Origin of the sequence: Anaerobacterium chartisolvens, assembly GCF_003337415.1 — a bacterium.
Classification (GTDB): Bacteria; Bacillota; Clostridia; order Acetivibrionales; family DSM-27016; genus Anaerobacterium; species Anaerobacterium chartisolvens.
On sequence record NZ_QPJT01000021.1, the window covers coordinates 24,617 to 48,292 of the forward strand.

At 43.1% G+C, this 23,676-nt stretch carries 20 protein-coding genes; 8 read left to right on the plus strand and 12 right to left on the minus strand.

Going from position 1 to position 23,676, the window contains the following annotated elements; all coding sequences use genetic code 11:
* Nucleotide 1 precedes the first annotated feature (1 nt).
* The 3 genes from DFR58_RS16145 to gvpA all read left to right on the plus strand — a co-directional run bounded on the left by DFR58_RS16145 (nucleotide 2) and on the right by gvpA (nucleotide 1,398).
* Nucleotides 2-742 (plus strand): GvpL/GvpF family gas vesicle protein, encoded by a 741-nt coding sequence (locus DFR58_RS16145; protein WP_114298889.1) that lies wholly within the window; start codon nucleotides 2-4, stop codon nucleotides 740-742.
* A gap of 22 nt (nucleotides 743-764) precedes the next feature.
* Nucleotides 765-1,052, plus strand: coding sequence for a gas vesicle protein GvpG (locus DFR58_RS16150; protein ID WP_114298890.1), 288 nt, complete (start codon nucleotides 765-767; stop codon nucleotides 1,050-1,052).
* A gap of 127 nt (nucleotides 1,053-1,179) precedes the next feature.
* Entirely contained in the window at nucleotides 1,180-1,398 is a 219-nt protein-coding gene (gene gvpA, locus DFR58_RS16155) for a gas vesicle structural protein GvpA (RefSeq protein WP_114298891.1), read from the plus strand.
* A 176-nt stretch (nucleotides 1,399-1,574) separates the two neighbouring features.
* Here the strand turns inward: gvpA and DFR58_RS16160 are convergent, their stop codons facing one another.
* The 6 genes from DFR58_RS16160 to DFR58_RS16185 form a co-directional block, all read right to left on the minus strand.
* Nucleotides 1,575-2,522 (minus strand): NAD-dependent epimerase/dehydratase family protein, encoded by a 948-nt coding sequence (locus tag DFR58_RS16160; RefSeq protein WP_114298892.1) that lies wholly within the window; start codon nucleotides 2,520-2,522, stop codon nucleotides 1,575-1,577.
* Nucleotides 2,519-3,832, minus strand: a complete 1,314-nt coding sequence (locus tag DFR58_RS16165; RefSeq protein ID WP_114298893.1) for a UDP-glucose dehydrogenase family protein — start codon at nucleotides 3,830-3,832, stop codon at nucleotides 2,519-2,521. The genes DFR58_RS16160 and DFR58_RS16165 overlap by 4 nt, the downstream gene beginning before the upstream one ends.
* Before the next feature lie 27 nt (nucleotides 3,833-3,859).
* Nucleotides 3,860-5,011, minus strand: coding sequence for a glycosyltransferase family 4 protein (locus DFR58_RS16170; protein WP_114298894.1), 1,152 nt, complete (start codon nucleotides 5,009-5,011; stop codon nucleotides 3,860-3,862).
* The gene (locus DFR58_RS16175) at nucleotides 5,008-6,117 is read right to left on the minus strand and encodes a CotS family spore coat protein (RefSeq protein ID WP_242987680.1); all 1,110 of its coding nucleotides are present in this window, start codon (nucleotides 6,115-6,117) and stop codon (nucleotides 5,008-5,010) included. Before DFR58_RS16175 ends, DFR58_RS16170 begins: the two co-directional genes overlap by 4 nt.
* Nucleotides 6,053-7,093: a CotS family spore coat protein gene (locus tag DFR58_RS16180; RefSeq protein ID WP_114298895.1), complete on the minus strand. Its 1,041-nt coding sequence runs from the start codon at nucleotides 7,091-7,093 to the stop codon at nucleotides 6,053-6,055. Before DFR58_RS16180 ends, DFR58_RS16175 begins: the two co-directional genes overlap by 65 nt.
* 87 nt (nucleotides 7,094-7,180) lie before the next feature.
* Nucleotides 7,181-7,420 (minus strand): transcription initiation factor IIE, encoded by a 240-nt coding sequence (locus DFR58_RS16185; protein WP_114298896.1) that lies wholly within the window; start codon nucleotides 7,418-7,420, stop codon nucleotides 7,181-7,183.
* 240 nt (nucleotides 7,421-7,660) lie between these two features.
* Here DFR58_RS16185 and DFR58_RS16190 point away from each other — a divergent pair, with 240 nt between their 5' ends.
* Nucleotides 7,661-8,962 carry a LysM peptidoglycan-binding domain-containing protein gene (locus DFR58_RS16190; RefSeq protein ID WP_170138190.1) on the plus strand — a complete coding sequence of 434 codons (1,302 nt, stop codon included), beginning with the start codon at nucleotides 7,661-7,663 and terminating at the stop codon, nucleotides 8,960-8,962.
* 472 nt (nucleotides 8,963-9,434) lie between these two features.
* A complete protein-coding gene (locus DFR58_RS16195; RefSeq protein WP_114298898.1) occupies nucleotides 9,435-10,592 on the plus strand; it encodes an S-layer homology domain-containing protein in 1,158 nt (385 codons plus the stop codon).
* Between the two features lie 464 nt (nucleotides 10,593-11,056).
* Here the strand turns inward: DFR58_RS16195 and DFR58_RS16200 are convergent, their stop codons facing one another.
* The gene (locus DFR58_RS16200; protein ID WP_114298899.1) at nucleotides 11,057-11,986 is read right to left on the minus strand and encodes a transposase; all 930 of its coding nucleotides are present in this window, start codon (nucleotides 11,984-11,986) and stop codon (nucleotides 11,057-11,059) included.
* A gap of 201 nt (nucleotides 11,987-12,187) precedes the next feature.
* Here DFR58_RS16200 and DFR58_RS16205 point away from each other — a divergent pair, with 201 nt between their 5' ends.
* Nucleotides 12,188-14,227, plus strand: a complete 2,040-nt coding sequence (locus DFR58_RS16205) for a beta-galactosidase (protein WP_114298900.1) — start codon at nucleotides 12,188-12,190, stop codon at nucleotides 14,225-14,227.
* A 64-nt stretch (nucleotides 14,228-14,291) separates the two neighbouring features.
* Here DFR58_RS16205 and DFR58_RS16210 read toward each other — a convergent pair whose 3' ends face one another.
* The 4 genes from DFR58_RS16210 to DFR58_RS16225 form a co-directional block, all read right to left on the minus strand.
* Nucleotides 14,292-14,900: a hypothetical protein gene (locus DFR58_RS16210; protein WP_114298901.1), complete on the minus strand. Its 609-nt coding sequence runs from the start codon at nucleotides 14,898-14,900 to the stop codon at nucleotides 14,292-14,294.
* Nucleotides 14,901-15,012: 112 nt separating this feature from the next.
* Complete coding sequence (locus DFR58_RS16215; RefSeq protein ID WP_114298902.1) at nucleotides 15,013-16,284, minus strand: M14 family metallopeptidase; 1,272 nt, start codon at nucleotides 16,282-16,284, stop codon at nucleotides 15,013-15,015.
* Between the two features lie 70 nt (nucleotides 16,285-16,354).
* The gene (locus tag DFR58_RS16220) at nucleotides 16,355-16,552 is read right to left on the minus strand and encodes a YjfB family protein (RefSeq protein ID WP_114298903.1); all 198 of its coding nucleotides are present in this window, start codon (nucleotides 16,550-16,552) and stop codon (nucleotides 16,355-16,357) included.
* Between the two features lie 262 nt (nucleotides 16,553-16,814).
* A complete protein-coding gene (locus DFR58_RS16225; protein ID WP_114298904.1) occupies nucleotides 16,815-17,717 on the minus strand; it encodes an AraC family transcriptional regulator in 903 nt (300 codons plus the stop codon).
* Between the two features lie 196 nt (nucleotides 17,718-17,913).
* Here DFR58_RS16225 and DFR58_RS16230 point away from each other — a divergent pair, with 196 nt between their 5' ends.
* Nucleotides 17,914-19,998 (plus strand): beta-glucosidase family protein, encoded by a 2,085-nt coding sequence (locus DFR58_RS16230; protein ID WP_114298905.1) that lies wholly within the window; start codon nucleotides 17,914-17,916, stop codon nucleotides 19,996-19,998.
* Nucleotides 19,999-20,044: 46 nt separating this feature from the next.
* Entirely contained in the window at nucleotides 20,045-22,372 is a 2,328-nt protein-coding gene (gene yicI / locus DFR58_RS16235) for an alpha-xylosidase (RefSeq protein WP_114298906.1), read from the plus strand.
* A 253-nt stretch (nucleotides 22,373-22,625) separates the two neighbouring features.
* Here the strand turns inward: yicI and DFR58_RS16240 are convergent, their stop codons facing one another.
* Nucleotides 22,626-23,417: a LuxR family transcriptional regulator gene (locus DFR58_RS16240; RefSeq protein WP_207659257.1), complete on the minus strand. Its 792-nt coding sequence runs from the start codon at nucleotides 23,415-23,417 to the stop codon at nucleotides 22,626-22,628.
* Between the last annotated feature and the right edge of the window lie 259 nt (nucleotides 23,418-23,676).

The following is a 23,676-nucleotide window of genomic DNA, read 5'->3' on the forward strand; positions in this document are numbered from 1 at the left end:
TATGGGCAGGGGTAAGTATGTATATTGCTTTATAGAAGGAAGAGTTACACATGACATTGACTTAGAGGGCATAGGCAAATACGGCAAGGTATATTTTTTAGACTTTCGGGATATAACGGCTGTTTTAAGCGATACTGCGCTGGTGCAGTTAGACCCTTCAAGAGACAATGCGCTAACCCATGAAAGAGTTATCCAGCATTTTATGAAGCTGTCCTATAATCTGGTGCCCTGCAGCTTTGGGAACATCTTCAAAAGCAGGGAGGATATAAACCTGTTTTTGAATAAAGCCTATAAGTACATATGCGACAACCTTGCCAGAGTGAGAGGGTCTATGGAGGTGGGGCTGAGGGTTCTTTGGAAAAAGGATGCTTTTACCAGGGAGATAGAGACAAAAGAAATAGTGGAATTCCGCGACTCCATTATAAAAAAATCGGGGAAGGACAATTATCTTCTTAATGTAGAGCTTGGCAAAATGGTAGAGGCTCAGGTTAAAAGCAGAAGACAGTTTTATATACGCGCCATTTATGATCAAATAGCAAGACATGCCCAGGATGCTGTTCTTAATGATGCAAACAACCCCTTGATTGTACTAAATGCCGCCTTCCTTATACTTAAGTCCAAGGAATTTGAGTTTGACAATATTGTGGATTCAACGTTAAAGAAGTATTCCGACAGCCTCGAGGTCAGCTATTCCGGGCCATGGCCGCCATATAATTTCACAAGCATGGGAATAAACCGTTAAAGGAGGGGAGCTTTATAAAATAATGTTTATTTTTAAAAATCTCTATAACCTTGTTGAAACCATAACGGACTATGCTCTTAAGGAGCTTTATGACGAACAGGCATTAAAGAAAAAGCTGATGGATCTCGCGCTTTTATATGAAATGGGAGGGGTTAATGAAGCTGAGTTTGAGGTGCTGGAGCAAAAGCTTTTAAAGCAGCTTAGAGCAGCAAGAGAATATAATCGTGTACAAGCAGGAGAGGCCGAAGAGAATGAGGACAACGACGAGAACGAAGGGGACGAGGAAAATGAACAAAATGAGGAGAGTTAAGAAGCGGCTTTAAGGCTCAGCAGCGATATTATTTTTGGAAGTATATGCACCTATATCCCGGTGATTCATATTATAGTTACTAGAGAAAAAACTCTAAAATATAATTTAATTACTGGGAGGTAAAATTATGGCTGTAAAGCATTCTGTAGAGTCGTCCAGTCTTGCTGAAGTTCTGGACAGAATACTGGAGAAGGGAATAGTTATAGATCTTTTCGTAAGGGTCTCCCTTCTCGGAATTGAGCTGCTGGCTGTAGACGGAAGAATTGTTATAGCAGGCGTTGAGACATGGCTGTGCTATGCAAGGGCTATAGGTCTGACAGACTATTCAAAAGACTATTCAAAATAGTATACTTATAAGAACATAATATTGACTAAGGAAAGGCAAGACAAGAGCTCTCCTGAGGTTTGGGACAAAAAGACCGGGGACTATTTCTTGCCCTTTCTTAAAAAAGGAAGCCAAACATATATTTTATAGCTATTTCTCTAATAGCTATTTTTTTTGAAGCAATAAGCGGCCCGGCATCAGACATATCTCAAATACCACTCTGCAAACTTCATTATACCTTCACATATGCCTGTTTTAGGGTTATATCCCAGCAAAGTCCCGGCTTTTAATATATCGGCGAGGGTGTGCCGGGCATCGCCGGGGTTATAGGGCATATACCGCCTATACACCGGCTTGCCGAGGCTTTTACCTATTATATCAGTCAACCGGTTAAGAGATACCGGATTTGAACTGCCCAGATTGAATATTTCAAAATTGCAGTCGAAATTTATTGCAGATATTATACCGTCTGTAATATCGTCTATATAAGTGTAATCCCTTGAGCTTAATCCGTCTCCGAATATCTCAATATGCCTGCTGTCATTTATAAGCCTTGTGAATTTGTGTATTGCCATTTCAGGTCTTTGCCTGGGCCCGTAAACGGTAAAAAACCTGAGGCATATTATAGGTATGCCATATAATGCGTTATAGGTTTTGCAAAAGCTTTCCCCTGAAGCTTTAGAGGCCGCGTAGGGCGACAGCTGAAGGTCTGCCGTATGCTGTTCGGAAAAAGGTCTTGGGCCTTTGCCATACACTGAAGAGGAGGAGGCAAATATGAATTTTTTTACTTTATTTCTTACCGACAGCTCCAAAACATTTACAGTTCCTTTTATGTCAACATCAACATACTCAAGGGGATTGGAAATTGACCTCCTCACACCTGCCAAAGCGGCCAGATGCACCACTGTGTCAATAGCAAAGCTGTTAAATAATTCCGTAAGAAGTCCGGTGTCCAGAATATCTCCTTCTATGGAAAGGTAATGCGGATTGCTCTCAGCCTTTATGATATTTTGCCTTTTAATCGAGGGGCTGTAGACGGTGTTGAAATTATCCAGGCTTATTACCTCATATTCACAAGCCAGCAGCCTTTCACATAGATTTGACCCTATAAACCCCGCTCCTCCCGTAACTAATACCGAGCTCATGATCTTCCTACTCCCGTGTATGAAAAGCCGTATTTTTTAACGTCATCGGAATTATAGACATTTCTTAAATCTACAAATACCGGGGTGCGGACAAGCTTTTTAAGATGATCAAAATCGAGGCATACAAACTGATCCCACTCGGTTGCCAGCACTATACAATCGGTTTTTATGCTGGCGGAAAATGTGTTTTGACAGTACTGCACATTCAGGTCGGGATTTTGACTTTGTGTGTTTTTCATAGCCTGAGGGTCATAGACCTTTACTTTCGCCCCGCCGTCTAAAAGCTTTCTTATAATAGCTATCGAGGGGGATTCTCTTATATCGTCGGTGCCCGGCTTAAAGGATAGCCCCAGAACTGTTACCGTTTTGCCTTTAAGCCTTCCAACGGTCTTTTTTATTTTGCGGAACATAAGAACCTTTTGCTCTTCATTTACGTCAATAATACTTTTTATTATTTTAGGGGTATACCCATTGTCCTTTGCTATTCCAAGCATTGCCCTCAAATCCTTAGGGAAGCAGCTTCCCCCAAAGCCTGGGCCGGGATTGAGGAAATGCCTGCCTATTCTTTTGTCCAGGCCTACAGCCTCTGATACTATGCCGGCATCTGAGCCGCACAGCTCACACAGATTGGCTATCTCATTCATGAGACTTATTTTCGCCGCCAAAAAGGCATTTGAAGCATATTTTACCATTTCTGCGGTTTCTATATCCGTTGACACTAGAGGAATGCCCAGAGCTGCCTGTCTGGCGTACAGCTCCTCTATTATTTCCAGTGCCTTGATGCTTTCCGCCCCTATAACTATTCTGTCGGGGCACATAAAATCCACAACGGCATTGCCCTCACGCAGGAATTCAGGGTTCGAAACCATATCAAAATCAAACGGTTTTCCCTGCATTTTAAGAATGCTTTGTATTTCTCTTTTTATAGACTGCCCTGTGCCTACAGGTGAGGTGCTTTTATTCACAATTACCTTATAGCCGGTCATGCAAAGGGCTATATCCCTTACCGCATTGTATATGTTTGTGAGATCGGAGGTGTTGTCTGCAAGTGTTGGAGTATCCACCGAAATAAATATAATATCCCCGTGAGCTACAGCATCACTTATAAGAGAGGTAAAGCGCAGCCTTCCGGGATAATTTCTTTCTACAAGCTCGGTAAGTCCCGGCTCATATATCGGAATAATACCTTTTTTAAGCTTACTGATCTTTACTTCATCCGTGTCCATGCATACCACATTTGCTCCAAGCTCTGAAAAGCATGTTCCTGTTACAAGCCCTACATATCCTGTGCCTACAATTGAAATATTCATACCTACAGCTCCTCTTTGAGATATGTTTTATGTTATTGTCTTACGGGGTATATTGGTCTTGAGCACTTCTTTGGAAACTCTCTCCCAGTTAAACCTCTCCTCTACACATTTCCTGCCCTTGTGCCCCATTTCGGTACGCTTCTGCGGATTGTCGAGGAGATAATTTATACAGCTTGCAAAGGCGTCGGGATTATTATAATCATTTATTACGCGGCCGTTTCCATAGCCGCGTACTACCTCCGAATTTCCGCCTCTGTTGGTGGTTATTACAGGAAGCCCGGAAGCCATGGCTTCATAATGAACCCTCGCTAAGGGCTCATCCCATTGTGACGGGCACACAAAAATGTCACCGAGATTATATAAGGCCGGAATCTGGGACGGAGGTACAAAGCCTGTAAATATGACCGGCCCTGCAAGCTCCTTCGACAAAGTATGCAGGCTGCGGGTGTAGTCGTCGGTTTTATTGCCCCCATACCATTTGCTTCCTACAATAACCAGGGCTGTCTTGGGATGATCGAGCATTACCCTCTTCATTGCCTTCATTAATATATGAACGCCCTTTTTAACACTGAGCCTGCCTACAAACAGCACCGTCTTATAGCCCTTGAGGCCGTATCTTTCCTTCAGCAGCCTTTTGTTTAAAATTCCACGCTCTGTCCATGGAGGGGAATACAGTGAGATGTCGGCTGCCGAGTAAACGACGTTGAGCTTTGGAGCAGCCATAGGGTAGCTTTTTATCACACTGTCCGCTATAAATTTGCTTACGGTATTTATAAATTCAACCCTTTCTATGCATTTAACGGCGTCGTGATTGCTTATTTTTTCAGGGTGGAACATTTCATTGTGAAGGCTTAAGCTGAATTTAGCATCAGTAAGTGCCTCGCTTAGGGAAAGAATCCATAAAGGCCTGTTGAAGACATGTATAAGGTCATAGTCTTCTGCCTGCAGGGCGGCTCTTAAATTTTTCACGTACTCAGAGGCGGTTTTTGCGGGAAGCCTTATATACCTTACATCATACTTTGTTTCTTCTGAGGCAAGCCCCTCATATTGTATCCCATAAACCGTTATATCGTTCAGCCACGAAAGGTAGGGGAGAATTCCCTCTATATATATTTGAACCGCTCCTCCCGCAATAGGCGGAACAGGAAGCTTTTCTGTGCATATCATTGCAATTTTCAAATCATTCCCTCCTCATTAAGCAGAGAAATCAGCAGCGGAACCTTAGAAAGCTCCAGCCTTGCCGTTTTTTCAATTTCAGAAGGCTTTAGAGGCTTATTATTCTGAAAAAGGTTTTTAACCAGGCCGAAGAACCAGTGCGGAAACAACATATCTATATACAGCAGCTTTTTTTCATCTGAATTAAGGGGATTGATTTTAGTATAGCAGCGCAGAATATTGCTTATTACAGCGGCCTCCCATTGCCCCTTGCCCTGTGATGTTTTCCCTATTATTTTTCTCAAATCCCTGACGGGAAGATCAAAGGTCACGCCGTCTAAATCTATTACATAAACCCCCTTATCTGTCATCACGGCATTGCCCTTGCCATAGTCCTGATGGCAAAGAACCGCCGAGCTTGAGGCATCGTATGCAATACTACCGTAATTTGACCTTGACAGCAGCTCCATGGCCTGGCCGGCAACGCTTATTACGGGATCTGCCTGCTTAAAATATGTTGTATGATAAGGAAGAGATATACTCTTTGATATTTCCTTCCATTCCATAAGCCTTCTTTTCATAGAATCATACTGTGAGGGCCACTTTCCGAGCTTAGAGGATATTTTTGCAGAGGGTAGCGGCTTATATCCCTTTGAATACAAATGGAAGCTGGCCAGACCCTCTATGGCTGAAAGCAGCTCGGGGGTGCCGGAAAAGGCCAGGGGCTTGCCGTGAAGCCACTCATAAAGAACAAAAAGCTGCTCATTATGCTTAACTATCGCCTGTCCGTCGGAGGTTTTAACAACCTGGGGAACATTTCCTCCCAAGCCTCTTATGTAAATCTGGGCATTTACAGAAAATACTGCCTTATCGTAAGTATGCCTAAGTCTTTTAAGACACAGCATACCTGATTTTGCTTTAACCTTCCACACTGTTTTTATAGTTCCGCTTTGTATAACCGATATATTTTCAACCTCAATATTATATTTAAGCAGCACCTCACAGGCCAGCTTGTTTAAAGCATTATTCGATTCTGAAAACTCATTATCCACCATTACCATCCTTTCATAAGCTGCTTTTTGGAACAAGGGAATCGAAGCCTTCCAGTATGGGATTAATAGTTTTTTCAATACTCGTTACATCCCTCAGCCTTTTTAAATAATTTTCCCCCGTCCAATCCTTTTCTCTTTTATAGCAATATTTATTCATAGCTCCCAAAAACAGATGAGGGAACATTATATCCAGCTTGACAACCTGCCATTGTGATAGTGTCAGGGGGTTTTCGGATTGGTAGTACCGTAAGATGTCTGCGGTCAGGCTTGCATCCCATTTCCCTTTTTTCTTCATTACCTTGTTAAGAAGCTTTCTGATGTCTCTTGCAGGGATATCCATTGTAATGGAATCAGTGTCTATGACATAGACCTTTCCCGAGCCGGAAAGAAACAGGTTGCCTGCCGCAAAATCCTGATGGCATAGACCTCCTAAGCTTCTTGTCTTTTCTGTCCAGTCGCGGTACTCGCTGCCCTTAAGGCCATTTATCGACCTTTCGGCCCTGAATGAAAATGAGGGAAATTCATCGGCTATAAAACTGCCTGACTCATCCCTTGGCCCCGATAGCAGCTTGGTTTTATAAAAGCTCCCCATATCCTCAAGCTGCCTGCCGTAATCCTCTATCCATGTTCCGAGGTGCATCTTGGGCTTACAGCAGGAAGGAGGCGAGAAGCCGATGGAGGCCTTATGGAATTTTGCAAGCTCCTTTACAACAGCTTTCAACTGCTGTGGGATGCTATAGCTTGGATTCCTGCCCTCTATTGCTTGAGAAAGAGTATAGCAGCTTCCGTCAATATTTACATATGGCCTTGCATCAACGGTTTTAATTACAGCGGGTATGTTTATGCCATTGTGCATAAGATGCTCTACTGCAGAAAGCGTATACTTAAGAGTATCCTCGGAGCTTGAAACCTTTTTCAATATCTTATGTCCCTCCGGGGTTTGAATCCACCAGACGCCTTTCTTATCCTTATAGGATTCGTTTCGTATTCCGAGCACCTTTATATTGTACATGCTTAAAACCTTTTCCAGAGGCTCCCGGCTTTCTGAAGGCAAAAATATCACTCCCTTCAAGGTTGTACATCAGACTGCGGACATAAAAGCCTTAAGCCCACAGCCTGATAGTTTAAGGCAGTACGGGGATTATATATCCTCCTCAGTGTCTCTTTCATCACATGGCAAATCCCATGAAATTTTTATGGTCAGGCTCCCGCCATCCTCGTTTGTGGAATATTTTACTTTTACGTCAAGATCCAAACCCTCGGGAATTTTAACGTATTGGCCTTCCACCTGAAGATCGCCTGACAAAAGCTGGGATGATAATTTCTTTAATATGGACCCCAATTCAGACTTTGAGCATAATTCGCCGCGCGAATATTTCATAATAGTCCACTCCTCAATTTTATAGTATTAATAGAATAACTAATAACATAATATTCATTTATTTGTTATTATGTTACTTGTAAAAATATAATAAGGATTAGCCTTTTGCGTTGAAAGAGAGAGGAGCTTATGATATTATTGGAATAGGATATACATGGATCAGACATGTTAAGACAAATGGTGCATGACTGATGCAGATTGTTAACTTTGGATTTTTAAATGCTTGTAAAGGAGATTTTTATGGGAAAGCTTACGAAAATCAGCACGACAGTGGTTTCGCATGCAGGCATGGAGAGTTCGGAAAATACAAATAATTTTTATGTTGACGGAAGATACATGTATGAGCATGAGACTGACAATGTTCAGGTGACGCTTGAAAAAAGCGGTGAGGAATTTATATTTGCAGTAAGCGATGGAATGGACAGGACAAGCCCCGGTAAGAACACGCACGTTTCAATGGCTGTGGAGCTCAAAAGGCTTGACAGGCAGCTTAAAGGAACAGGAGGGGACATTGAAAGCAAGCTGGTTCAGATAAAGGAAAAGTTTGATGAAATAGATAATTTGATTTACAGCATGGACATTGGGTCAAATACCGGTAAGCAGAGAGAAATGTCGGGTGCTGCCGTATTCATAAGCGAGGGAAGAATTGCTTCTTTAAGCAGGGGAAGGACGAGAATCTTCTCGTTAAGGAATGGCAGTCTAAAATCCGTATCGGGGGAAGAAAACAAGGCCGAAAAGCTTTTGAAAATGGGAATTCTGACAAATGAGCAGCTAAAGGAGCTGTCTTCGAATATAAGCTCACATGCGGGTGACAGGAGAAAAGGAGCGGGAAAGGCCAAAATTGAGGATATAGAGGAGGGTGATTTATACCTTATCTGTACCCGCAGCGTTTATGATGCCGTAGATGACGAAAAGCTTCATGAAATACTTTCACTGCGCAGGGACACGGGTTATATTGCCAATATGCTTCTAAAGGAGGCTATAAAGCATGACGCAAGCAGCAGCATGACCGTTATGATAATAAGGCTGGAAGAGCCTGAAGGCTTTAGCAGGGAGAGCTTTGTCCCCGCTGCAGGTCAGGCCAAAAAAGGCTTTGAGCACAAGGCGGCCAAAAAAAGAGAAAACGTATTAACCTATATAGCCTCAGGACTTGTCTGTATAATAATAATCGGGGTGCTGGTTTGGTTATTCTATGGACAACTGTTTGGAGGTGGCGAAGATAGGACTGCCGATAATATGAACAGCTCGTCAAGCTCTGTATCTACTGCCGATCTGCCGGACGGTGATTTGCCGGATGACGGGGAGAAGATGCCGCCGGAAGACGGTGGGGATGATCCCCAAGGCAGTCTGCCCACAGGTGGAGGAGACGATGCTGTGCCCGAGGACATACAGCATGTGGTTGTGTCTGGGGACACTCTTCAGGGCATAAGCCAGAAATACTACAAAGATACCCAGAAATATACCATAATAATGGAGGCCAACGGCATTAAGGATCCCAATCAGCTTCACATAGGGGATGTGCTTATTATCCCTCAGCAATAAGTAATAGGGGCAGGCGAAAGGCCTGTCCCTTAACATTCTCCAATTTAAATTTCAAAAAAGGCTTATAAAAAGCGAAAAAAAAAGCACTAAATTATAAAATATAAATAATTCCAATAATATCAAGTGCTTCAAATGAAATAAGTTTTTTCTATGTTCAAAGGAGGAACAAAATGAAAAAAATTAATGCTTATTGCTGTACCAATATCAGTATAACATATTATTTTGGTAAAAGTATGTTAAATTTTTATTAAATATGTTAAAAAGATATTAACAAAGTATAATTTCTTAATAAAACTCTTTCAAATAGCTATGTCGGAATATTATCCATTTAATTTTTAATTCTCTCATTGGTTAGCAAATCAAATATTAAAATACCAGACAGTTCAGGCAATATATTTACAATTATTGTAAAATAAGTTATATTATACTTTGCGTGAGTTGTTAAAATTTATTTAGCAGGGCTGGTATTCAAATGGAAAAGAATAAAAGGGCATACATATTAATATTAATTTTGCTGCTGATATATGCTGACGGCTTTTACTGTATGCGGGCTGCATCCGAAGGGTTGGGAGCGTGTTACGGGAGTGAAGAGATAACGCGGATAGAGTTTGTAGCCTTGGTAAACCGTACCTTTGGGCTTGAGGAAAAAGCACATGCCGACTTTAATGATATATCTTCGGGAGATTATTTTATTACTGAGTTGCAAAGGGCTAAAGCGGAGGGCTACATAAAGGGGTATGGAGACGGAAGCTTCAGGCCCTTCAATAAAATAAACAGGCAGGAAGCGGCAACCATATTATACAGGCTTATGCGCCTTAACACGCTTAAAAATTGTCAGAGAGAGTTCAGTGATACAAATGAGGTGCCATTATGGAGCCGGGATATTATAAACGCTGTTGTGGAAGCGGGATATATGAGAGAATGCGGCGGCATGAGGTTTTGCCCGACAAAAGCGTTAACACGGGATGAAGCGCGGGACATTGTGGAACGGACGGCGGGGACAGCGGGGACAGTTCTCACAGAAGAGGAGGCAATACAGGGAAATGCTTTAATCAGCAGAGGAAATATAAGGCTTGCGAATAAAATAATACAGGGAAATCTTTGCCTTGGCTCAGGGATAGGAGATGGAGCTGTTGAACTTTGCAATGTCACTGTAATGGGGAGAACTATAATTTGCGGGGGAAGTGAAATAGTCATCATGGATTCTACAATGGGTGATGTGGTTATAGACAAGGGCGGGGGACAGTTACTCAAGCTTACTGCATCTGGAATGACCAGAACCAGTGATGTGATTGTACTATCCCGTGCATATATAAGGGAAAATGCAAATCCGGGAATAGCCTTTGGGAATATTTTTCTGGAACAGGGTATAGGAGAAGGGGAAGAAATCAGGCTTGACGGGGCTTTCTTAAGTGTTACGGTAAACACTCCCGGAGTAAGACTCATTATGGGAGAGCACTCACTGCTGGGTACTCTAAACCTTAACAAAAAGACGGAGGTCTTGGGAGGGGGGATGCTTGGAACGGTAAATATAAATGCAAATGCCGATGGTTCAACAATCCGTCAAAAGCCGGGGAGAATTAATGTGCAAATGGGGACATTTCTTGAAAATAAAGCGGCAACATCATGAGATCGGAAAGTTATGGGAGCGGAACGTCACAGGGGGCATTTCATACCAATCGTTTTCATGAATTCTCCTGTGCCGGAAAAGTTATTGCTGTTCTGTGGTAACTTTTAGAGATCTATATAGGACACGATAAAGATTTTACAATCATAGAGGATACAAATGCCTGCAGAAATTTTTAATAGCAACGAAAAAGTGCCTTGCGGGGAAAAGTCTCTTGGGTTTGTCACTCGGCATTTTTCTTGGAGGTATTCCTTATGGGTCAAATAAAAATTTCTTCCGGCAAGTTATATCCTCTATATAAAATCTTTATCGCTACATATATAATAGTATTTATTTTTAAAATATATGGCAACAAGAAAAGAGAGTCATCCTTAATAAGACTCACTATGGTGATGGTGAAGTGAATTCACGAGTATAAAGTTTTTATAAGAGTTTTGGATATTTACCTTTTGTGTAGGGGGAAGACGCTATACGCTTAAGCCTGCCAGCTCATCGAACACGCTTTGGTACATAGGATTGCCCGAGCTGAGCAGATCATAGCCCCTTGCAAACATGCGTGAACAACCGGATATGGTTATGTTGTGTATGCTGCCGCAGATTTGCTTGTAACCCAGCCCGCACAGCACCCTTAAGACATAGGCGCTGAATGCCCTGAATTCCTGCAGCTTCCTTTTGCCGTTAGGAGCCAGTCCAGCCCATTTAGGAAGCATAAGACTGGTGGATATAAAAGAAATGACCTTTGCTGCCGGAAGGTTTCGTGCAATAATATCTCTTCCGCTCACATACTCATACTGTATTGCAGTGGAAAGGCTCTTCTTCAGCTTTTTGAAGCTGCCCACATCCCTTTGGTGGCTCACAAAGCCAAAGTATTTTTCTGCAAACTGTTCATGATCCTCTATATTGAAAAGCTTCATAATGAAGCTCTTATCCACCAGTCCGAGTAAATCCCTCCGTATGCCCAAGTATATGCCGTAGGAGGAATACTTGTACGCTTCCTCTCTGCCTGCATAGCCCTCTATATCATGGGGATTGTTGTGAATGTAGGCTGAAACAGCGAGGTTGTATTCGTCGGTATCCAGTATTCTGCTCTCAAACCTGCCCTGAAACACATGCCCGTGCCTTTTGTACTTATGATTGTAGTACCAGACATAGGCAGTGTTTAAGCAGTGCATGAATTTTGATACATCAAAGCCCTTTGGGTCCAAGTGAAGGTGCAGATGGTTGTCCATCAGGCAGTACGCATAAATGCTGCACTTATACTTGTCGGTGTATCTCTTAAGCAGCCCGAGGTAATAATCCTTGTCATCGTCATCTCTAAAGAGGAGAAATTCGGACTCACTGCGGGACATTATATGAAAAATGGCACTGGGGTGCTTTTCACGGGATTTTCTGGGCATATTTGACTCCTTAATATAATATTTTCTAACATACTATTTCCTATATTTTAACATAGAACATGAGTTTGGTAAAGGGGTTTTAAGTAAATTTTTAAAAAAAATTGCTAATTTTTGAGAAATGTCCCCCTGCCACCCCTCGCCATTGATATAATGATAATATATTTAAAATCAATTTGCATAAGCTTTACAGGAGGTAAAAATATGCTTAATCCGAATTTCCCGGTAATTTATTATGGAGGGGACTATAATCCCGACCAGTGGCCGGAGGTAATATGGAAGGAAGATATGAGAATGTTCAAGGCAGCGGGTATAAACATAGTTACCCTGCCTGTGTTCAGTTGGGCCAAGCTTCAGCCGAGTGAGGAGGTGTATGACTTTGAATGGCTGGATAAGGTTATGGATCTTGTCGCTCAGAATGAAATAAAGGTATGTCTTGCAACTTCTACCGCCGCACAGCCGGCATGGATGTCCAAAAAATATCCCGATATTCTTCCGGTTGATATAAACGGGCATAAGCGCGCTCACGGAGGAAGGGTGAATTTTTGTCCCAATAGCAGTGTGTACAGAAGATTTTCAACAGCGCTTGCGAAAAAACTGGCTGAGAGGTATAAGGATTACCCCGGCCTTGCGGTATGGCACATAGCAAATGAATACGGGAATTACTGCTATTGTGAAAATTGCGCCGCAAGCTTCAGAGCTTGGGTAAAACAGCGTTACGGCACAATTGAGGAGGTCAATAGGAGATGGAATATGAGCTTTTGGGGGCATACAATCTATGATTGGGATGAGATAGTTGCTCCTTCACACTTGAATGAAATGTGGTTGGACAACGGAAGGCAATGCACGAATTTTCAGGGAATAGCTCTCGATTACAACAGGTTTATGTCTGACTCCAGCCTCCAGTGCTATAAAGCCGAATATGAAGCAATCAAAGAGATTACTCCCGATATACCGGTGACAACAAACCTTATGGGTACCTTCAAGCCTTTGGACTATTTCAAATGGGCACGCTGTATGGATGTGGTGTCATGGGATAATTATCCGTCTGCTGTTGAGCCTGTCAGCAATGTAGCAATGAGGCATGACCTTATGAGGGGCTTGAAGGATGGACAGCCCTTTATGCTGATGGAACAGACTCCAAGCCAGCAAAACTGGCAGCAGTATAATAGCCTTAAAAGGCCGGGAGTTATGAGGCTGTGGAGTTATCAGGCAGTGGCACACGGAGCGGATTCGGTTATGTTTTTTCAGTTAAGGCGTTCTTTTGGTGCATGTGAAAAGTATCATGGTGCCGTCATTGCACATGCAGGACACGAAAACACCAGAGTGTTCAACGAATGTGCCAAGCTCGGAGCGGAGCTTAAAGCTCTTGGGGATAAGCTTATTGGATCAACAGCACGGTCTAAGGCGGCTATAATGTTTGACTGGGATAACTGGTGGGCTGTGGAGTTTTCCAGCGGACCAAGCATAAGGCTGAAATACCTTGAGCAGGTAGAGAAATATTACAGGTGCCTGCACAGTATGAATATTTCAATAGATATGATAGGCATTGAGTCTGATTTATCAGCATATGAGGTTGTTATAGCACCTGTATTGTATATGGTAAAGCCGGGAACGGCGAAAAGGCTGGAAAGCTTTGTTGAAGCAGGAGGCGTATTTATAACAACCTTCTTCAGCGGAATAGTTAATGAAAATGACCTGGTAACGCTGGGCGGGTATCCCGGTGAGCTAAGAAAGCTGCTTGGAATATGGGTTGAGGAAATAGACGCATTATTTCCCGAGGCCAAAAACAGCATTGTCATAAAGGAAGAGCTTGGAACCATGAAGGGAACATATAGCTGCGGCATGTTGTGCGATCTTATGCATCTTGAAGGGGCCAGAGAGCTGGCTGTGTACGGAAGCGATTTTTATGCCGGCCGCCCGGCTCTTACCGAGAACCTGTATGGAGACGGCAGGGCATATTATATTGCATCCGATCCCGAAGAAGACTTTTTAAAGGACTTTATTGGATATATATGCGGCGCAGGAGACATAGGCGCGGCTTTAGATGTGCCTGAGAACGTTGAGCTTACGCAGAGGTTTAAGGAGAATAAGGAATTTACCTTTGTGCTGAACCATAATGACTTCGCCGTTGATATAAATCTGGGGAGCGGGTGCTTTTCAGAGCTGATAACGGGAAAGACTGCCCAGATAATGCTTTCAATTGAGCCTAAGGGTGTGGCAATACTGGAAAGGGAGATTTAATTTTACGGGACACTCCGCAATCTTTTTTGAGGAGTGTCCCCAAACCGAGGAGTGTCCCCAAACCCTAAACCTCCAGTGTGTTTTTAAGCTGCTCCAAGGACAGGGAGTCGGTTGATATTCCCATTTGCCCATAGGAGCAGCAATCAAATACAGAAAGCTTAAACAGGCTTTTTGTCTCCTCCTGAGAAATGAATCCTGCATAGGCATCATCAAGAAGCTTTTCCTTATCCGCGCCGCCGGAGCATATATAATATTTCACACCGTGGAACGGCAGCGCAAAGATAAGATTTGGGTTTCTCCATACATCGTCGGGTATAAAGCAGTATATCTTATGTGAAGTCCTCCCGCCGGAGCTTATTATCTTGTCCCAAAAAGATTGGTTTGAGGTTTCAGACGATTTTCTGTACCGATAGTCCAGACCTTCGGAGTCTAAAAACTTGATAAAGCTTAAGGCACATGCTTCCCCCTGCTTTGAAATGGAATTGAACATAAGGTTGTCTATGTAAAGAAGCATGTCGCTCTGCATTTTTAATGCAGATATTATAATGTGACTGTTTTGCCTTTGCCTTTCGGCGGATTTGCTTACGCCGTAATTTATACTGTATCTTGCGGCATCAGGTGTTTTTAAGTTTTTGATTTCTGATACCCTTATTTTGCCGTTTATTATGGGCATTATCGAACCAGCTCCTTATAATAGGCTTTATGTCACAGTATTTTGTATGCTTACCATAAGCAATATTATAACCCAAAAGTCATGCAATGTGAATGGAGTAACATATATTTAATTATAGCAGCGCCGCCTGAAGCATTATGGCTTCATTCTCGGCATATATCCCCGGAAGCTGCGAAATTGGTAGGGGATTTACACCAAGACCGACCTCAATAGTGTATCCCGGCCGCCTGTATTCCTGAAGAAACCAATCCTTATATCCGGCGTAAGAAGCTTCGCTTGGACCTTCGGAATAGGCGTATCCGCTAAGGTCTGAAAAAATTCTTGCTATGGCAAGGCCTTCGGGAGGAGCGTAATTCATGAACTGCCAGTATATTACTCTCCCCTGCGTATGGTATGCTATAACCAGCCTGAAGTTATGCTGTCTTGTAAAGTCGGCAACTGCCATGGATTCGGGTTCGGACAGCGGAGCAGGGCCGCCATAGTTTGCCGGGGCGGGGCCTGTAATTCCAAGCGCAATCTCATCCTGACGCTCTCTTTCCCATTCCGCAGGATAATTAAGGTTTAGGTCTACTCCTCTTATGTTGGCCTTCCATACCCTCGAAATGGGCAGTCCGGTAGTGTTTATTCTGTTTACAAATTCATAATATGGGTTCCCGGGGCTTATTCCTTCCAGTACAAGGTCTACTCCGTCGGGGTTGACCATAGGGATTATATATATGCTGCTTCTGTTCCATATGTCCTGAACATTGTACCCTCTTATGTTGGTTCCGGATGCATATGCATTTGAAAAGTTTTCTATGAATTTCATAAGCAGGGGGCTGGTAATCCATTCAAGAGCATGATGGGAGCCGTTGTAAAAAACCTCATTAGGGCCTCTTCCAAGCCTTATGTAGTATAAATTCTTGCCAAGAACGCTTTTTCCGGCGACTCCAACCTCAAGAAAGGGATATCTGGCCTTTAAGCCCTGTATGTCAATCTCCATAATTGTATAGGTATAGTCGATATCTGTAAATACCACCTGAATCCCATAGGGTATAATTATTGTCTGTCCTACGATTAAATTATTGGGATTAACTCCCGGGTTAGCGGTAAGTATGGCATTTAAAGTAGTATAATACCTGCGTGCAAGGTTATACATTGTATCCCCGGGGCGGATTGTGTAAACATCGTATCCACGCAGAAATCTCATGAAATAGTCCCATGTGGCGGGACCTACAACGCCGTCGGGAACAAGATCGTTATTGGTTTGAAAGCTTATGACAGCCCTTCTTGTGGAATTGCCAAAAATGCCGTCTACAGGTCCGGCGTTGTAGCCTATCCTGTTGAGAAGGCTTTGTATCAGCTTTACATATGGTCCCGAAGAACCCAAACGCAATGTTTCCATTTTTTAAGACCACTCTAATATTATTCTCTTCTTTCATTTTATTAATAGAAGGGAAAGAGTGTGCCATGTATTAAACTCTTATATCGACATTGCCTCCTATGTGAGGGTTTACGGAATGCTCCATGGCCTGTGCACCGGCAGACTTAATACCGCTTATGAGCGCTGAAACTGTGGACGCGTCCTGATTCATTGATTTTCTTAAAACCGACATTCCAAGAGCCTGCTTTACACTGCTCATATACTGAAGGGGTATGCTAGACATATTCATAATAGCACTCTCCTTTTTTAGTATTTTTTAAACCACATAACTATATATTTAGCAATAAAGATTTTACATGGAGGATATAATTTGATGAAAGAAATTTTTTTGACCCGTAAGGAATACATCTAAGAAAAGCGCCTGATGACATACCCGTGAGACATTTCCCCACAAGGCGTCTTTTCGTTGCTATTAAAAATTTCTGTAAGCAATTATATCCTCTATGTTTGTAAAATCTTTATTGCATCCTATATAATTATACCACAGGTATTTAAATATTGCCACAGTCTAAGGGGACAGCCTTTGACCTTCTGTATTGGGAGGGGGTGCATTTCATATAGTGCTTAAAGGTTTTTATAAAATAGCTGCAGTTGTCAAAGCCGGTTTTCATAGATATATCAATGATTTTTTCATCGGTATTTTCAATAAGAGCGGCCGCTATGCTGACTCTGTAGCAATTTAGGTAGTCCATGGGCTTTTTATTAACCATAGCTTTGAAAAACCTGCAGAAATGTCCCTCACTCATGCCCGGCAGCCGGGCAAGGTCATTGAGGCTTATTTTTTCAGAGTAATTTGATTGGATATATGCCAGAACTCTTTTTAATTTCTCTATTTTGCCGGAATTATCGTCATAATTGGATTTTTCAGGCTTTCTGTCTGCGTTTGACAGCAGAAGGGAAAATATTATATAAATATGCCCTTTTATAATAAGCTCATAAGCATAGGGCCGCAAGACACAGAGAGAGAGTATGGTATTGATGGACGACAGGGCCTCCTCCTCCCACTTATGAGAACCCTTTAAGTGAATGGGAAGAATGTATTTTCTTTTGATAAGGGGATCGATGAAATTTTTCTGGGGAAGATCGTAGGCATAGCTGTTAATAAGGCTTTGGCCGAATACTATCGCGAAAAATGAGCAGCGGCCGCCGCCCATGCTGTGTGCCGAATGAATTTCTCCCCCGTTTATAAAAATTGCTTGCCCGGAAAGCAGCTCGTAATAGTCTGTGTCAACCTGAACCAGCGCCTTTCCGCTGTTGATGACAAGCAGCTCCAGTTCATCATGCCAATGGCATTCAAAAAGAGTATCTCCCTCGCCGCACTCCATTGAATATAGGCTTAAGGGGAACAGTGGGTTACCATGTATTCTGTTTTCCTTTAAAATTTGTATGTCCATATTAATTAAGTCCTTACATTAATGGCATAAAAAAATAAAATATCAATATTTTGATATTTTACATCAAAATATTGTAAGACAGATAATTAAAACATCAATATAATTATATTAAAATATGAGCCTTTTTCAATACAATTCGGCATGAAAATAATTGTTTGTTTAGTTATTTGTTTATTTTAAGAAGGGAGAATACACAATGCACATTACTGAAAAGGACAGCAGGCCCGGGCTTGCTCAAATTGAGGAGCAGATTTCAAGCCTTATTTCCCGGATGACTCTGGAAGAGAAGGTTTCTCTTTGCCACGGGAATACATTATTTAAAACCGCAGGTGTGGAGAGGCTGGGGATTCCTCCTCTTGTCACAACCGACGGTCCCCATGGCATAAGGCAGGAATTTAAGGAGCATAAATTTGAAGTCACAGGACAGACCGATGATTTCGTAAGCTATTTTTGTTCATTAATAGCACTGGCGGCGACGTGGAATGACGAAAGAGCTTATGACTTCGGCTCGGGAATGGGGCAGGAGGCCAGAGCAAGGGGAAAGGATGTTGTGCTTGGCCCCGGAATAAATATAATGAGATCACCTCTGTGCGGAAGAAATTTTGAGTACTTAAGTGAAGACCCTTACCTTATTTCCAGAATTGCAGTGGCATATATAAAAGGAGTGCAGCAGCAGGATGCAGCGGCGTGCGTCAAGCACTTTGCGGCAAACAATCAGGAGACAAACAGGCTGAGTGTAAGCGTTGAAATGGATGAGCGTACTCTTAGGGAGATATACCTTCCCGGCTTTAAGGCCTGCGTAGAAGAGGGCGGGGTATTTTCGGTAATGGGAGCATACAACAAGCTTAGAGGGCAGTACTGCTGTCATAATGAATACCTTCTTAAAACTATTCTTAAGGAAGAATGGGGATTTGACGGAGCCGTTATTTCAGATTGGAGCGGCACTCACGATACTATGGAGGCTGCAAATAACGGTCTTGATATTGAAATGGGGACAGAAAGGCCCTTTAACGAGTTCTACCTTGCGGATGCTTTAGTGGAGGCGGTTAAAAACGGCCTGGTGGAGGAAAGTGTTGTTGACGACAAGGTTAGGAGAGCGCTGAGGCTGAGGTTTAAGGCGGGAATGTTTGATGAAAACAGGTGCAAGGGCTCATATAATACGGCAAAGCACCAGAGGGCTTCACTGGATATAGCCAGAGAAGCAATTACCCTTTTAAAAAATGAAAAGGGCATACTGCCTTTAAATGAGAACAGCATAGGCTCAATAGCTGTAATAGGGGACAATGCCGTCAAAAAACACGCGTCTGGAGGGATGAGCTCGGAGGTTAAGGCACTGTACGAGATATCCCCTTTAGAGGGCCTTAAAAAGAAATTGGGAGGCAAAGTAAAAATCAATTATGCCAGAGGGTATTCGGAAAACGAGGCTGAGGCAGATATACTGATGGAGGAGGCGGTAAAGGCCGCTGCAATGTCGGATGTGGCTGTTGTGTTTGCCGGGCTCAATCATGATTTTGACACCGAAGCCTCCGACAGGACGGATATGAGCCTGCCGTACCGCCAGCCGGAATTGATTCAGAGGATTTATGATACAAATCCTAATACCATTGTTGTAATGATAAGCGGATTGCCTGTTGAAATGGAGCCGTGGTTAAAAAATGTCCCTGCGCTTCTGCAGGCATGGTATTGCGGCATGGAGGGCGGAAACGCCATGGCAGAGGTGCTGTTCGGAGATGTAAACCCGTCGGGAAAGCTGCCTGTAACCTTCCCCGCAAGGCTTGAGGATTGCTCCGCCCACAGCATAGGAGAATTTCCGGGCAGCGATGCTGTAGAATATAAGGAAGGGATTTTTGTAGGCTACAGGCATTTTGACACAAATAAAATAGAGCCCCTGTTCTGCTTTGGCCACGGTCTTTCATATACAGACTTTGAATACAGCGGTTTAAAAATAACTCCCCCTTCTGTAGAGCGCGGGCAGAGCGCGCAGGTGTCCTTTTGTGTTACAAACACAGGAGAGCGCGATGGAGGGGAAACCGCACAGGTCTATATCCGTGATACAGAGTCAAGCCTTGTCAGACCCGAAAAGGAACTCAAGGGCTTTAAAAAGGTGTTTTTAAAGCCGGGGGAGGCTAAAGAGCTTTCTTTTGTATTGGATGAAGCCTCCATGTCCTTCTATAATGACAAAATCGGAGGCTGGACGGCTGAACCGGGAGCATTTGAGGTTCTGGTCGGCAGCTCTTCGCGGGACATAAGGCTTAAGGGCGGCTTTGAATTGAAGAAATAGTTTAATGCCGCAGCTTTATAAAATATATTTTTAAGGATGTGAATTTATGAAATTTACGAATGGGTACTGGGATGTGAGAGAAGGCGTTAAAATATCCAGTCCTGTTGAAGTAAGGGACATAAACGTTGACGGGGATTCTGTTTCGGTATGGGCGGCATGTAAGCATGTTGAACATAGGGGAGACACTTTGAATGAGCCGCTTATTACAGTGGGCCTCAGCTCTCCTATGGAGGATGTGATATGTGTTAAGCTTTTCCACCACAGCGGAAAAAGAGCAGCGGGGCCGGAGTTTGAGCTATACAGAGACAGCGGAGCAGAGGTGAGTACGGTTGACGAAGAGGACGGGGCAAGCCTTGTAAGCGGCAGGCTGACGGCGCGTGTTAATAAAAAGGGCAGGTGGAGGATAGACTTTTTGTATGATGGCAAGCGCATTACAGGCACAGGGAATAAGGGCATGGGATATATCACCGGCGAGGACAAAAAGGCATATGTCAGGGAACAGCTTGATCTTGGAATAGGAGAATATGTTTACGGTCTGGGAGAGCGTTTTACGCCGTTTGTAAAAAACGGCCAGACTGTGGATATATGGAACGAGGATGGAGGCACCAGCAGTGAGCTGGCATATAAAAACATACCGTTTTATATTACAAACAATGGATATGGGGTATTTGTAAACCATTGCGGGTGTGTATCCTTTGAAATTGCTTCTGAAAATGTGTCGAGAGTCCAATTCAGTGTGCCGGGAGAATGCCTTGAATATTATATTATAGGAGGAGGCACTCCCAAAAAAGTCCTGGAGAATTACACCATTCTTACGGGAAGGCCCGCGCTGCCTCCCGCGTGGTCATTCGGGCTGTGGCTTACAACCTCTTTTACCACCAGCTATGATGAGACTACCGTGAACAGCTTCATTGACGGTATGCTGGACAGGGATATTCCTTTGAGCGTATTTCACTTTGATTGCTTCTGGATGAAGGAATACCAGTGGTGTGACTTCGAATGGCATAAAAAAGTATTCCCTGATCCCGAGGGTATGCTGAAGCGTCTGAAGGGCAAGGGCCTTAAGGTATGTGTTTGGATAAATCCCTATATTGCTCAGAAATCCTGTCTGTTTAAGGAAGGAATGGATAACGGGTATTTTATAAAAACAAAGGACGGGGATGTATGGCAGTGGGATAAATGGCAAGCGGGAATGGCAATTGTTGATTTTACAAACCCTCGAGCGGCAGAATGGTTTAAATCCAAGCTAAAAAGGCTTATTGACATGGGTGTGGACTGCTTTAAAACGGATTTTGGAGAACGCATACCTCAAGATGCGGTATACTTTGACGGGTCAGACGCTGAAAAAATGCATAATTATTATACCTATCTCTACAACAGGACGGTGTATGAAGCACTGGAGAAGCCGGACGGAAATAAGGACACTGTTCTTTTTGCACGCTCCGCCACAGCCGGCAGCCAGAAGTTCCCCGTACACTGGGGAGGAGATTGCTCGGCCAGTTACGACTCAATGGCGGAAAGCCTTAGAGGAGGATTGTCTCTCTGCCTGTCGGGCTTCGGATTTTGGAGCCATGATATAGGCGGTTTTGAGAAGACGGCTACTCCTGATATTTATAAAAGGTGGACGGCATTCGGGTTGCTGTCGTCACACAGCCGGCTGCACGGAAATGAGTCGTATAGGGTGCCTTGGCTGTTCGACCAAGAGGCTGTTGATGTTTTAAGGTTCTTTACGCGCTTAAAGTACCGGCTTATGCCTTATTTATTCGGTGCGGCCTGTGAAGCCTCCTCTACCGGCATACCGATGATGCGTGCCATGGTGCTTGAATACCCCGGAGATCCTTTATGCAAGGCACTGGATCTTCAATATATGCTGGGTGCCTCGCTGCTGGTCGCGCCTGTGTTCAATAGCGAAGGTGCTGCAAGCTATTATCTTCCCAAGGGAGTGTGGACAAATTTCCTGACGGGAAAAAGGGTTGAAGGAAGCTGCTGGAGGCAGGAAGAGCACAGCTATATGAGCATTCCCCTTATGGTCAGGGAGGGAGCAATTATTCCCGTTGGGAGCTGCGACAGCAGGCCGGACTATGACTATGCGTATGATGTAGACATATATGTTTATGGCATAAAGCACGGATTCTGTGCCTCGGCCTCGGTATACAACACTTGCGGGCAGGTTGAGCTCCGCATAGAGGTAAAATGCTGTGAAGGGCTTATAACTGTGGATGCCAGCGGTGCCGGAAAGCCGTGGAACCTTGTTATACCGGGTGAGTGCCGTTCCGGCTCAGTTGAAAACGGGAGCTTAACGGCTTGCAAAGAAGGGATGAGAGTAATACCCAATTCCTTTACCGGCAAGCTTTGCATTAACATCGGAGGATAAAGAGGTGCGGCAGGCTGTGTGAAAACTATTTTGAGTGAAATTTCAAGCTATAATTCTTGCAGAAAAACAGCGGAGGAATCTTGGGGACGGATTCTTATGCTTCCGTAGCGCAGCGTAGGACTGAAAGGAAAGCAGAAGAACCGTACTCCATGATGCCGCAGCGGTGGCAAGCTGCAATTTTCCAAACAATTTTAGGGTTTTCACACAGTCTGGCGGAGATTGGAGGGGCTGCCGTTAATAGGGCAGCCCCGTACTAGTCGCAATTTTTTAATATGTCGTAAATATCGTAAAATATTGCATTGACTGCTGCTTGCGTGCGATTGCTGCAAGACAGCTTTTCTATGATAATTTTGATATGGGACTTGACAGTGTTTTCACTTATGGAAAGCATTTCTGCCAGCTCCTTATTGGAATATCCATTTTTCAGCAGAGAAAGGATTTTTTTTTCGCTGGAAGTGAGAATATTTACATCAAATACAGATAGCATATTGCTTTTTACATAATCAGTTACATAATCCTTAAGCATTCTGTTTTTAAAGCTGTTCTCTATGCTTTTTAAAAACAGCTTGAACAAATCTATTGACAGGTTTTCTGCCATAGAGCTGAGGAAAAAGGCTCCTATATATGCACAGCCATTGTCCAGTGTTATAGGTGCCGCACAGCTTGAAAATCTGTTCAGTGTTGTGCCCTCTCCATCTTCGGATTTAAGCACGGAAAAGCCGTTTTTTTTAAGAGATTCTGAAATAGCTGTTTTACCGGTATATTCTTCCTTCAGGCTCAAACCCGGGCACAGCTTTATTTCCTTATTCATGAGAGAAGAATTTTTACAGTACCAGATAGTGGTCAAATTGCTGTCGGTAAGAACTACCAGACTGTAGAAGGGATATAAAGAAATTATTTCATTTGCAAAATTGGATAACAGCAGCTTTAGTATATTAACACTATGGCTGTTTATGGGGCAAACTATTTTATAAGAGGACTTCCCTTCCTGAGCTTCTTTTCCATCAGTCTTATCATATGTAAGTAGACATCCATTCTTATTCAAGCTAAATGCCTCCTTTATAAAGAACTGTATTATGGTGTTGCGTATAGAGCTAAAAGTATCTTTCGCACAGCAAGTACATTGTAAATGTCAAATAAGTAGAAAAAACAACCTAATAAAAGGACACGCCATGTAAATTAAGAATGCCTGAATTTAAATTAAAGTAGTTATGTAAATAATATATCAATTATGCTGTTTTTTAGCAACAACATATATGTGAAAATTGATAACAATATCAGATTTTGTCTGAAAATATAAGATA